The sequence below is a fragment of the Xanthomonas sp. NCPPB 2933 genome (assembly GCF_056725225.1).
Window position 1 is genome coordinate 4,081,429 of record NZ_CM161518.1, and the last position, 12,251, is coordinate 4,093,679.

Annotated in this window: 9 protein-coding genes and 1 tRNA gene; 3 read left to right on the forward strand and 7 right to left on the reverse strand. The window is 62.5% G+C overall.

Going from position 1 to position 12,251, the window contains the following annotated elements; all coding sequences use genetic code 11:
- Window positions 1-91: 91 nt before the first annotated feature.
- The 5 genes from AC1PLU_RS16845 to prpB form a co-directional block, all read right to left on the reverse strand.
- Window positions 92-2,308, reverse strand: a complete 2,217-nt coding sequence (locus tag AC1PLU_RS16845) for a TonB-dependent receptor (RefSeq protein ID WP_481106818.1) — start codon at window positions 2,306-2,308, stop codon at window positions 92-94.
- Between the two features lie 300 nt (window positions 2,309-2,608).
- Entirely contained in the window at window positions 2,609-3,808 is a 1,200-nt protein-coding gene (prpF, locus tag AC1PLU_RS16850; RefSeq protein WP_481106819.1) for a 2-methylaconitate cis-trans isomerase PrpF, read from the reverse strand.
- Window positions 3,809-3,872: 64 nt separating this feature from the next.
- Window positions 3,873-6,515 carry a Fe/S-dependent 2-methylisocitrate dehydratase AcnD gene (acnD, locus tag AC1PLU_RS16855; RefSeq protein WP_481106820.1) on the reverse strand — a complete coding sequence of 881 codons (2,643 nt, stop codon included), beginning with the start codon at window positions 6,513-6,515 and terminating at the stop codon, window positions 3,873-3,875.
- 223 nt (window positions 6,516-6,738) lie between these two features.
- Window positions 6,739-7,893 carry a bifunctional 2-methylcitrate synthase/citrate synthase gene (prpC, locus tag AC1PLU_RS16860; protein WP_481106821.1) on the reverse strand — a complete coding sequence of 385 codons (1,155 nt, stop codon included), beginning with the start codon at window positions 7,891-7,893 and terminating at the stop codon, window positions 6,739-6,741.
- A 75-nt stretch (window positions 7,894-7,968) separates the two neighbouring features.
- Entirely contained in the window at window positions 7,969-8,865 is an 897-nt protein-coding gene (gene prpB, locus AC1PLU_RS16865) for a methylisocitrate lyase (RefSeq protein WP_481106822.1), read from the reverse strand.
- On the opposite strand from prpB, the gene prpR reads away from it, so the two are divergent.
- Entirely contained in the window at window positions 8,834-10,612 is a 1,779-nt protein-coding gene (gene prpR / locus AC1PLU_RS16870) for a propionate catabolism operon regulatory protein PrpR (protein WP_481106823.1), read from the forward strand. The two genes, prpB and prpR, sit on opposite strands and share 32 nt — an antisense overlap.
- Before the next feature lie 241 nt (window positions 10,613-10,853).
- Here prpR and AC1PLU_RS16875 read toward each other — a convergent pair whose 3' ends face one another.
- On the reverse strand, window positions 10,854-11,180 hold the full coding sequence (locus AC1PLU_RS16875; protein ID WP_481093696.1) for a hypothetical protein: 327 nt from the start codon (window positions 11,178-11,180) through the stop codon (window positions 10,854-10,856).
- A 184-nt stretch (window positions 11,181-11,364) separates the two neighbouring features.
- Between AC1PLU_RS16875 and AC1PLU_RS16880 the strand changes: the two genes are divergently transcribed.
- A complete protein-coding gene (locus AC1PLU_RS16880; protein WP_481106824.1) occupies window positions 11,365-11,616 on the forward strand; it encodes a type II toxin-antitoxin system Phd/YefM family antitoxin in 252 nt (83 codons plus the stop codon).
- Window positions 11,613-11,870, forward strand: a complete 258-nt coding sequence (locus AC1PLU_RS16885; RefSeq protein ID WP_481106825.1) for a Txe/YoeB family addiction module toxin — start codon at window positions 11,613-11,615, stop codon at window positions 11,868-11,870. The genes AC1PLU_RS16880 and AC1PLU_RS16885 overlap by 4 nt, the downstream gene beginning before the upstream one ends.
- 201 nt (window positions 11,871-12,071) lie before the next feature.
- Here AC1PLU_RS16885 and AC1PLU_RS16890 read toward each other — a convergent pair.
- A tRNA-Val gene (locus AC1PLU_RS16890) sits at window positions 12,072-12,146 on the reverse strand.
- Window positions 12,147-12,251: the final 105 nt, after the last annotated feature.

Consider the following 12,251-nt stretch of genomic DNA (forward strand, 5'->3'; position numbering starts at 1 on the left):
CCATATCCGCTGCATGTATCTCCTCCTGCCGCCATAAAAAAACCGCCGGCATGTTGGCCGGCGGTTCAATAGTGCTACACCACAACGCCGATCAGAAATTGGCGCGGAACTGCGCACCGACGATGCGCGGGTCGTTGATGAAGCCGGTGAGGTTGTTGAAGTCGATCGCACCGGTCACGCGGATCTGGTTGGTGCAGTTGCGGCAGAACACCGACAACTCGTACGCACCCGCGCCCCAGTTGTAGCCGATCTTCGCGCCGCCTTCGACCAGCGGCTGGCCGGTGAACTCCTTGGAGTCGTACAGGAAGAAGTTCACTTCGCTGCGGTAGGACCAGTCGGTGTAGAAGAACAGCTCGCCGTCGTTGCCCATCGGGATGCCGTAACGCAGCGTGGCGTTGGCCATCCACTTGGATGCCTGCGGCAGGTCATTACCGTCGATCAGCGCGTTGCCGGCCGCATTGAGCGGGTCGGTCACGGTGCAGGTGCGGCACACGCCCACCGACAGGCTCGGGTCGTCGATGCGGGTCCAGTTGTAGGCGCCACCGGCGGTGACGCGCAGGTTCTGGGTGATCAGCGCTTCGAAGTCGAACTCTGCGCCGCGCGCCTTGGTCTTGTCGGCATTGAGCAGACGCACGTCGTTGGAGACGCCGCCCACTGCGGTGAGCTGCTGATTCTTGAGGCGGAAATCGTAGATATCGAAGCTCAGACGTGCGCGGTTGTCGAACAGGTCGGACTTGATGCCGATCTCGAACGAATCCACTGTCTCCGGCTCGGCCACGGTCAGCGGCGCGGTGCCCGAGGGCACGCCGAAGCTGGCGCCACGGAAACCGCGTGCCGCACGCGCGTACACGTTGACGTCGTCGTTGATGGAGAACGTCGCCGCCAGATCGCCGGTGACCTTGGAGTTGTCGGTCTCGCCGCTGGAGGGCTCGACCAGCGTGACGCGGTCCAGCGCCAGCACGTCGAAGGTCTTCTTGTCGTAGGTGTAGCGGATGCCGGCGCGCAGGTTCAGGCGATCGGTCGCCGCATAGTTCAACGAGCCGAACGCCGCCCATGAGGTGTTGCGTTGACGGGTCAGCTGATAGCTGGCCAGGTCGCCACCGCTGAAGGTGTTGTAAGTGTAGTTTTCGCCTTCCACATCGTCATGGAAGTAGTACAGGCCGGCCTGCCAGTTGAGCGGGCCTTCGTACTGCGATTCGGCACGCAGTTCCTGGCTGTACTGGTCCAGGCTCTTGATGCCGCCGGCGGTTTCCACCGGGAACGGAATCACGCCCGGGCCGGACGGCGGTGCGAACACCGCGCCGAAGCCGCCGTCGATATCGCCGCGGCTGTAGTACTTGCCGATGCCTTCGTAGGCGGTGATCGAGTGCAGTGCGATGTCGCCCAGATCCCAGGTCAGATTGGCGCTGCCGCCGTAGGTCTGCAGTTCCTGATTGTTGGCGCCGTCGATGAAGGATTTTTCTTCGTCGAAGCCGTCCACCAACTGGTTGGTGCCGGGCTGGATGATGTTGGCGCGGAACAGGCGCGCGGTGCCGTCCAGGTGACGCGCATGCGCGTTGAACAGCGCGCTGAAATCGTCGCTGGCCTGATACAGCAGCTGCAGGCGCACGGCCGAGTCGGTATAGCCTTCCAGATCGCGGCCGTCGCTGTTTTCCACCCAATCGTCGCGGCGCTGGCCCAGCGTGGACAGACGCGCCGCCCAATGCTCGCCCATGGCGATGCTCAGGCCGCTTTCCAGCGTCATGGTGCCGTAGGTGCCGTACGACAGGCTGGCGTAGCCGTCATTGGCGCCGATGGTCGGCTTGACCGAGTTGAACTTGACCACGCCGGCCGGCGTGTTGCGGCCGAACAGCGTGCCCTGCGGGCCGCGCAGCACTTCCAGACCTTCCAGATCGAAGATCGGGAAGCCCTTCAAAAACGCGTTTTCCTGCACCACGTCGTCATAGATCAGCGACACCGGCTGCGAGGCGTAGGTGTTGAAGTCGGTGTTGCCGTAGCCGCGGATGTACACGCGCGGGAACACACGGCCGTTGGACGATTCGATATTGAGGCTGGGCGCCTTGCCGGCGAGCACGCGGATATCCGAGCCGCTGGTTGAGATGGCATCCAGAAATTCCGGACGCAGCACCGAGGCCGACACCGGCACATCCTTGGAGTCTTCCGAACGGCGTTCGACCGTGACCTTGACCGCGTCCAGACGCACGACACCGTCGTCGCTGGGCGCCTGCTGGGCAGCGGCATGGAACGGAAGAAGGGAAGCGACGGCAACGGCGAGCGCGCTGATCTTGAGCGACCGGCTGGCGGACATGGGAAAGACTCCGAATTCTGGTGGCGGAACGGCCTGATCTGCATGCCGCGTTGCAACAGAATTAACACGATTTACACAAATTTGGCAGAGCGCGTGCGAAAAAGTTTTCGGAATTCGAAAAGGTGTTCGAATTAATGCAACACGACCGTGCAATTTGTGCGCTGGGGCGTACTGGGTCTCAGGCCCGGTGCCTGGTAACGGGTCGCCCAGAAAGGAGGCTTGGCCCTGCTGTTCCAATCATGGGGAAAGGCGCTGACATCGCCAGCGGTAGCGGCGGCATTCCGTGACGCTTGGCGCCGATCACTGGGCCTGCACAACATCACCCGGCACCCGCACCCAACCTTCCATCAGCACCCGCGCACTGCGGCTCATCAGCGCCTTGGTCACCTGCCACTGGCCATCCACCAACTGCGCTTCCGCGCCAACGCGCAACGTGCCGGACGGATGCCCGAAGCGCACCGCCGAGCGCGTCGCGCCGCCCGCTGCAAGATTGACCAAGGTGCCGGGCACAGCGGCTGCCGTGCCGATGGCCACCGCCGCAGTGCCCATCATCGCGTGATGCAACTTGCCCATCGACATCGCGCGCACCAGCAGATCGAGTTCGGCCGCGTGCACCGGCTTGCCGCTGGACGCAACGTAATCGGCCGGCGGCGCAACGAACGCCACCTTCGGCGTGTGCTGCCGCGTGGCGGCATCTTCCACTTTCGCAATCAACCCCATCCGCACCGCGCCGTGCGCGCGCAAGGTCTCGAACATCGTCAGCGCACGCGGGTCACCATTGATCGCCTCCTGCAACTCGGTGCCGGTGTAGCCCAAGTCGCGCGCATTGACGAAGATGGTCGGGATGCCGGCATTGATCAGCGTCGCGGCGATCGTGCCCAGGCCCGGAATCTCCAATTGATCGACCAGCTTGCCGGTGGGGAACATCGCCCCGCCCTCGCCTTCTGCAGCATCGGCCGGGTCGAGAAATTCCAGCTGCACCTCGGCCGCCGGAAAGGTCACCCCATCCAGTTCGAAGTCGCCGGTTTCCTGTACCTGACCATCAGTCATCGGCACATGCGCCACGATGGTCTTGCCGATATTGGCCTGCCAGATCCGCACCGTCGCCACACCATCGCGCGGCACCCGCGCGGGGTCGATCAGGCCATTGGCAATCGCAAACGGCCCCACCGCTGCCGACAGATTGCCGCAGTTGCCGCTCCAGTCCACGAACGCGCTGTCAATGGCCACCTGCCCGAACAGATAATCCACATCGTGCCCGGCGCGTGTGCTTGCAGAGACAATCACGCTCTTGCTGGTGCTCGAAGTCGCCCCGCCCATGCCATCGATCTGCTTGGCATACGGATCCGGGCTACCGACCACCCGCAACAACAACGCATCGCGCGCAGGACCGGGCTGCTGCGCGGCGGCAGGCAAATCCTGCAGGCGAAAGAACACGCCCTTGCTGGTACCGCCGCGCATATAGGTGGCGGGAATGCGGAGTTGGGGGAGATGGGTCATGGGTGAAGGCCGGGATTGGGGATGGGGGATTAGAGCGGCAGTACGACGCCGGGAGCCATGGACGCTAGTGTGCTTGCGATGCCGATGTCGCTTTCAACGCATCTCGATTCCCGGCTCCCGATTCCCGGCTCTCCAGAAAATCCTGCGCAAACCGTTGCAGCACGCCACCGGCCTCGTAGATCGACACCTCTTCGGCAGTATCCAGCCGGCACGTCACCGGCACCTGCAACTGCTCGCCGTTGCGCCGATGGATCGACAGCGTCAGCGTGGCGCCGGGCGTGCGTTCGCCCATCACGTCGAAGGTTTCGCTGCCGTCGATGCCCAGCGTCTTGCGGTCGGTGCCCGGCTTGAACTCCAGCGGCAACACGCCCATGCCGATCAGATTGGTGCGGTGAATCCGCTCGAAGCCTTCAGCTACGATCACCTCCACCCCGGCCAGCCGTACGCCCTTGGCCGCCCAGTCGCGCGAGGACCCCTGCCCGTAATCGGCACCGGCGATGATGATCAGCGGCTGCTTGCGCGTCATGTAGGTTTCGATCGCTTCCCACATGCGCAGCACCTGCCCTTCCGGTTCCAGACGCGCCAGCGAGCCGGCGGTGATCTGTCCATCGACCACCGCCATTTCGTTGATCAGCTTGGGGTTGGCGAAGGTGGCGCGCTGCGCGGTGAGGTGATCGCCGCGATGGGTGGCGTAGGAATTGAAGTCTTCTTCCGGCACGCCCATCAGTGCCAGGTATTCACCGGCCGCACTGCCGGCCTGGATCGCATTCGACGGCGACAGATGGTCGGTGGTGATGTTGTCGCCCAGCACCGCCAACGGGCGCATGCCACGCAAGCTGCGCGCACCGGCCAGCGCGCCTTCCCAATACGGCGGGCGCCGGATGTAGGTACTAGTCGGCCGCCAGGCGTACAGCGGGCTCACCTGCATGCCCTGCCCCACGCTGCGCTTGAACATCGGGTCGTAAACGCTGCGGAAATGCTCTGGCTTGACGCTGCGCGCCACCACCGCATCGATCTCCGCATCGCTGGGCCACAGATCCTTGAGCGTCACCGCCACGCCATCGGCATCGATACCCAGCACATCTTTTTCGATATCGAAGCGCACCGTGCCGGCGATGGCATAGGCAATCACCAACGGCGGCGATGCGAGAAACGCCTGCTTGGCATACGGATGGATGCGCCCGTCGAAATTACGGTTGCCCGACAACACTGCTGTCGCATACAGATCGCGGTCGATGATTTCCTGCTGGATCACCGGATCCAGCGCGCCACTCATGCCATTGCAGGTGGTGCACGCGAACGCCACGATGCCGAAGCCCAGCTGCTCCAGCTCGCTCAGCAAGCCGGCCTCTTCCAGATACAACTGCACCGCCTTGGAGCCTGGCGCCAGCGAACTTTTCACCCACGGTTTGCGCGTCAGTCCACGTGCATTTGCATTACGCGCCAGCAAACCGGCAGCGATGACGTTGCGTGGGTTGGAGGTGTTGGTGCATGAGGTGATCGCCGCGATGATCACTGCGCCATCGGGCATCTGGCCCGGCACGTCTTCCCAAGCGCCGGCAATGCCGCGGCTAGCCAGCTCGCTGGTCGCCACCCGCTTATGCGGATTGGACGGGCCGGCCATGTTGCGCACCACGCTGGCCAGATCGAACTGCAGCACGCGCTCGTACTGCGCGGTGACCAGATCATCCGCCCACAAGCCGGTGTGGCGCGCGTAGGTTTCGACAAGGGCAATCTGCGCGTCTTCGCGCCCGGTCAAGCGTAGATAGTCGAGCGTCTGCTGGTCGATATAGAACATCGCCGCGGTGGCACCGAACTCAGGCGTCATGTTGGAAATGGTGGCGCGGTCGCCGATGGTGAGCGCGCTGGCGCCGGCTCCATAAAACTCGAGATAAGCACCAACCACACGTTGCTGACGCAAGAACTCGGTCAACGCCAGCACGATGTCGGTGGCGGTGATACCGGGCGCTGGCTTGCCCAGCAACTCCACACCGATGATGTCGGGCAAGCGCATCCACGATGCGCGCCCGAGCATCACGTTTTCCGCTTCCAATCCGCCCACGCCCACTGCGATGACGCCCAGCGCATCCACATGCGGTGTGTGGCTGTCGGTGCCCACGCAGGTATCCGGAAACGCAACACCATCGAGCGTGTAGATCACCGGCGACATTTTCTCCAGATTGATCTGATGCATGATCCCGTTGCCCGGCGGAATCACTTCCATGTTCTCGAACGCGCGCTTGGTCCATTCGATGAAATGAAAGCGGTCGGCATTACGACGGTCTTCCACGCTGCGATTCTTGGCAAAGGCCTGCTTGTCGAAGCCGGCGTATTCCACCGCCAGCGAGTGGTCGACGATCAACTGCACCGGCACCACCGGATTGACCTGCGCCGGATCGCCCCCCTGCTCGGCGATCGCATCGCGCAAGCCGGCCAGGTCGACCAGGGCGGTCTGCCCCAGAATGTCGTGGCACACCACGCGCGCCGGAAACCACGGGAAATCCAGGTCGCGCTTGCGCTCGATCAACTGACGCAAGTAAGCCTCCAGCATCTGCGGCTCGGCACGCCGCACCAGGTTTTCGGCGTGCACGCGCGCGGTGTACGGCAGCGTTGCGTAGGCGCCGGGTTGCAGCGCGTCCACGGCGGCACGTGCATCGAAATAATCCAACGAGGTGCCCGGCAAGGGCTTGCGGTACTGGCTATTCATGGCTGGCGATATCACAAAGCAGGCGGGGGCATTTCGGGAATCGGGAATCGGGAATCGGGATTCGGGATTCGGGATTCGGGATTCGGGATTCGGGATTCGGGATTCGGATTAGAGTTTCAGACGCCTTTGGGGTTTTGCCATCTCTCATCGCACTTGCGAGAGCTCGACCGCCTTCATTGAACGACGGCGATCGAGGTGGACCACTCCAACGGCGAGCGCGTTCTCAGGGGCGCTGATCCAACGGCACGAACACCTGATCTTCCGGCCCGGTGTAATTGGCCGAGGGACGAATGATCTTGCCGTCCACGCGTTGCTCGATGATGTGCGCGCTCCAACCGGCGGTGCGCGCCAGCACGAATAGCGGCGTAAACATCGCGGTCGGCACGCCCATCATGTGGTAGCTCACCGCACTGAACCAATCCAGGTTGGGGAACATTTTCTTGATGTCCCACATCACCGTCTCCAGCCGCTCGGCGATGTCGTACATCTTGCGGCTACCCTGCTCGTCGGACAGCTCGCGCGCCACCTCCTTGATCACCTTGTTGCGCGGATCGGACACGGTGTAGACCGGATGCCCAAAGCCGATCACCACTTCCTTGCGCTCCACGCGTGCCTTGATATCGGCCTCGGCTTCATCCGGGGTGTCGTAGCGCTTCTGTATGTCGAACGCCACTTCGTTGGCACCGCCATGCTTGGGCCCGCGCAATGCGCCGATGCCGCCGGCGATGGCGCTGTACATATCGCTACCGGTGCCGGCAATCACCCGGCTCGCGAACGTGGACGCGTTGAACTCATGCTCGGCGTACAGGATCAGACTGGTGTGCATCGCACGCACCCATGAGTCCTTCGGCGCAAAGCCGTGCAACAGATGCAGAAAATGCCCGCCAATGGAATCGTCGTCGGTCTCCACCTCGATACGCTTGCCGTTATGACTGTAGTGATACCAGTACAGCAACATCGAGCCCAACGAGGCCATCAGCTTGTCGGCGATATCGCGCGCGCCGGGATGATTGTGGTCGTCCTTTTCCGGCTGCAGGCAGCCCAGTACCGACACACCGGTGCGCATCACATCCATCGGGTGTGCCGATGGCGGCAGTTGCTCCAGCGCTGTTTTCACCGCAGCCGGCACGCCGCGCAGCGAGCGTAATTTGGCCTTGTAGCCGCGCAGTTCGCCGCTGTTGGGCAACTTGCCGTGCACCAGCAGATACGCGATTTCCTCGAACTCGCTGGTGGTTGCCAGATCCAGAATGTCGTACCCGCGGTAATGCAGATCGTTGCCGCTGCGCCCCACCGTACACAACGCGGTGTTGCCTGCAGTAGTACCGGACAATGCAACGGATTTTTTCGGCTTGAAGCCGGGATTGACGGTGTCGTTCATGCGATGAGCTCCCAAACTATGTCGTGTTGCGGTGTCACGGATGAGGTGGCGAAACGTGCGCGCAGCAGAGCGCGATCATGCGCCTTTGCGCGCAAACAGCGCATCCAGGCGCTGCTCGTAACCGTGGTAGCCGATGCGTTCGTACAGCTCTTCGCGTGTCTGCATGCTTTCGAGCACGGCCTGTTGATGACCGTCGCGACGAATCGCGGTGTAGACCGCCTCGGCCGCCTTGTTGGCCGCACGGAATGCGGACAACGGAAACAGCTGGATTGCCACACCGGCCTGCGCAAGTTGGTCGCGGGTAAACAGCGGGGTTTTGCCGAATTCGGTGATGTTGGCCAGTACCGGCACGCGCACCGCGTCGACGAAGCGCTTGTAGGTGTCCAGGTCGTACGCGGCCTCGGCGAAGATGCCGTCGGCACCTGCTTCCACGCAGGCGATGGCGCGTTCGATCGCCGCATCCACGCCTTCCATCTGGATCGCATCGGTGCGTGCAATCAAAAAGAACGCCGCATCGGTCTTGGCATCGGCGGCCGCCTTGACCCGATCCACCATCTCGCCCTGGCTAACGATCTCCTTGCCCGGCCGATGTCCGCAGCGCTTGGCGCCCACCTGATCTTCGATATGGCAACCGGCCGCGTCCGCCTTGATCAGCGATTTGATGGTGCGCTCGATGTTGAACGCACTCGGCCCGAAGCCGGTGTCCACATCCACCAGCAGCGGCAGTTCGCAGACATCGGTGATGCGGCGCACGTCGATCAGCACGTCTTCCAGCGTGTTGATGCCCAGGTCAGGCAACCCTAACGAGCCGGCCGCCACACCGCCGCCCGACAAATAGATCGCCTGGTAGCCGGCGCGCTGGGCCAGCAGCGCATGGTTGGCGTTGATCGCGCCGATCACCTGCAGCGGTGATTCGGTAGCCAGTGCGGCGCGGAAGCGCGTGCCGGCGGAAGCGGTGGGCAAAGACGTCATGGCGATTCCTGGGTTGGGATACGGTGATGGGCGCAAGTGGCATGCCAACTGTAACCCTTTGATTTTACTGCCGAGACCATTTCAATTTGTTGCAAATCCGCAACGTATGGAGCAGCATGAAACGTCATTGAAACGCGACCGCATGATGCGCACACCCTCCATCTCCGAGCCTTCGGACGTCTCATCACCTGTGATCTGGACCGTCAGCGTCTCGCGTCTGACCGGCCTGCTGGCCGATGTCATCCCCGAGTTCGACCAGCGCGCGCGCATCGAGCAGATCAATCTCGGCTTTGCCGAAGCAGTGGAGGTGATTGGCCAGCGTCTGCGCCGCGAGCGCTGCGATGTGCTGGTCGCCGGCGGCTCCAACGCCGCTTATTTGCGCAGCCGGCTTGCGCTGCCGCTGGCGCCGATCCAGGCCACCGGGTTCGATCTGATGGAAGCGCTGGCGCGCGCACGGCGTATCGCGCCGCGCATCGGCGTGGTCACCCACGCCACCGATGTGCCCTCGTTCCGCGCATTCCAGCAAAGCTTCGACCTCGACATAGAACACCGCCGTTTCGTCACCGCCGAAGACGCCCGCGACTGCATCGCCGACCTGCGTGCCAGCGGCATCCAGGTCATCGTCGGCACCGGCATGGCGATCGATTTCGCCGAACAGGCCGGCTTGCCCGGCGTGCTGTTGTATTCGGCAGATTCGGTACGCCTGGCGCTCGAACACGCCATCGCCTTGGGCACCGCGCCCAGTAACGATCGCCCTACCGGCCGCACCGGCACACGTCGCGTTCGCCGCACCGATGCCTTGCTTGGCGAAGACGCGGCAATGGCGCACGTGCGCGCGTTGGTGCAGCTGTACGCACCACACCCAGGTACTGTGTTGATCAGCGGCGAGACCGGCACCGGCAAGGAATTGGTCGCGCGCCAACTGCATGCCGGCAGCCGTCGGCGCGGCCGCTTTGTCGCCATCAACTGCGGCGCCATCAGCGAATCGCTGCTGGAAGCAGAATTATTCGGCTATAGCGATGGTGCATTCACCGGCGCGCGCCGCGGCGGGCACATCGGCCTGATCGAAGCCGCGCAAGACGGCACCTTGTTTCTCGACGAAATCGGCGAACTGCCGATGCCGCTGCAGACACGCTTATTGCGCGTACTGGAGGAGCGCGAAGTGCTACGTGTCGGCGCCACGCTGCCGGTCGCTGTCGACGTGCGCGTCGTCGCCGCAAGCCTGCAACCGCTGCAGACACTGGTCGAACAAGGACGCTTCCGCCGCGATCTTTTTTATCGGCTGGCAGCGCTGCGCATCGCACTGCCGCCGCTGCGCAACCGACCCAACGAGATCGCCTTGTTGCTAACACATTACTTCCAGCAACTCGGCAGTATCCCTTCACCACTGACACCGACAGCATTGCAGCGGCTGCAACAGCACGCGTGGCCAGGCAACGTGCGCGAACTACGCAATCTGGTCGAACGCCTGTGCATCCACTGGAAGGCACAGCCACACGACAACCTGAGCCTGGATCAATTGGAAAGCTGGGCGCCAGAGCTATTTGACATGCACCTTGGCGACAGCATAGAAGCTGTTCAACACACCGATCTTGCAACCTCACGCATGCAACTCACTGCAACAGCAGTCAGTGCAGCGCTTGAGCAAGCAAACGGCAATCGCGCCCTCGCCGCACAAGTACTCGGCGTCTCGCGCACCACCTTGTGGCGCTGGATGCAGGCGCACGCGTTGGCATCGCGTGCTTAGGATCCAAACGCACACTTGGCTTTGGGTGTCTAAGACGCAGCTGCGGGCTCTGGTATCGCCTGATTAGGACACAAGCACGGGGCTTGGCAGCGCGTCGTTGAGAACGCAAGAATCGCGGTCAGCAGTCACAAACCAGCGACGCAATCCACACGACATGGCCGCTGCTACGTTGGTGATGCGATCCCGCCGCACACGTAGCGCCGCCCACTCCAGCGCACGCCATTGAACGAGCGCGTAGCGATCACTTGACCCGCGTGTACTCGCTATCGCCCGTGCTCAAATGGCCGGTCGCCTGATCAATCGCGTAATTGACGGTGCCATCCGCGCTGGACACCTGCAGCACACCCTTGTTCAAGATTGCCGGATGATTCTTTGTCTTGACGCCGCTGCCCAACAACTCCGGCGTGGTATCGCGAATGATGAAGCTCTCGCCATTGTGCTCGATGCTCAGCACGTTCTTCTGCGACTTCACGTTGACCCACTTGCCCACGTACTGCTCGCCCACATCGCGGGCACAGCCGGCCATCAGCACCATCGCAACCAGAGCACTTCCAAGCAGCGTCTTCATCGCCACTCCTTCTTCAACGCGGGGTGTTGCAGGATGGCGATTCATTCGCGGGCCCGCAAGAAGCAGGCACAACCGGAACAGCATGACGGTAAGGGACGTTGAATTAGCCCGAAGGCTAGCAGACTGGACAGTTGACTCCCTCATGCACACGCGTACAATTTCCTGTACATGTCCGGATCACCTTATGAACACCATCTCCTACAGCGCCGCGCGTGCCTCTCTCGCCGACACCATGGACCGTGTGGTCAACGACCACGAGCCGGTGATCATCACGCGCAGCGGTGAGCGCGCCGTGGTCATGGTGTCGCTGGAAGACTACAAAGCGATGGAGGAGACCGCCTACTTGTTGCGCAGCCCAAAGAGCGCGCAACGTCTACTGGAATCCATCGCCCAGCTTGAGGCCGGTCACGGCAAGGAACGGGAACTGGCTGAGTGATTCTGCAGTTTGCGGACAATGCCTGGGAGGACTACCTCCATTGGCAACAGACCGACAGGAAGATGCTCAAGCGCATCAACGAGTTGATCAAGGCCATTCAGCGCGATCCTTTCCAGGGCATCGGCAAACCCGAACCGTTGCGCCATGCGCTGGCGGGCTACTGGTCACGCCGCATCAACGACGAACACCGGATTGTCTACAAGGCCGAGAACGGCATCCTGCTGATTGCTCAGGCGCGCTACCACTACACGTAATCCTTGCCCATCCACGCTGCCGGCGACACCCGCCAAACGGAGCGTTGGACAGCCACAACGATTCGACGACATCTGTCAGGCGGCACAAATACTCAACTGAACCAGATGCTCAACACCTTGCAGGACAACAAAAAGCCGGCACTTGGCCGGCTCTTCTCTTCTCTTCTCGCGCTGAAACCCTTATCTGCTACTGGATTTCGATGGTGGGCGGTACAAGGTTCGAACTTGTGACCCTTGCCGTGTGAAGGCAATGCTCTACCGCTGAGCTAACCGCCCGGTGACGCGAGCCGCACATTATAGGGCAGCTGCGGCGGTCGTCAACAGGTTCATCTACGACCGCAGCGATGCTGTCGAAAACGCCCCATTCTGATGAGTAGGCGC

Excerpts from the sequence above, each read along its gene's own strand:
- acnD (WP_481106820.1), bottom strand. The coding sequence starts at position 6,515 with ATGAATAGCCAGTACCGCAAGCCCTTGCCGGGCACCTCGTTGGATTAT.
- prpB (WP_481106822.1), bottom strand. The coding sequence starts at position 8,865 with ATGACGTCTTTGCCCACCGCTTCCGCCGGCACGCGCTTCCGCGCCGCA.
- prpF (WP_481106819.1), bottom strand. The coding sequence starts at position 3,808 with ATGACCCATCTCCCCCAACTCCGCATTCCCGCCACCTATATGCGCGGC.
- AC1PLU_RS16845 (WP_481106818.1), bottom strand. The coding sequence starts at position 2,308 with ATGTCCGCCAGCCGGTCGCTCAAGATCAGCGCGCTCGCCGTTGCCGTC.
- AC1PLU_RS16875 (WP_481093696.1), bottom strand. The coding sequence starts at position 11,180 with ATGAAGACGCTGCTTGGAAGTGCTCTGGTTGCGATGGTGCTGATGGCC.
- prpC (WP_481106821.1), bottom strand. The coding sequence starts at position 7,893 with ATGAACGACACCGTCAATCCCGGCTTCAAGCCGAAAAAATCCGTTGCA.
- AC1PLU_RS16880 (WP_481106824.1), top strand. The coding sequence starts at position 11,365 with ATGAACACCATCTCCTACAGCGCCGCGCGTGCCTCTCTCGCCGACACC.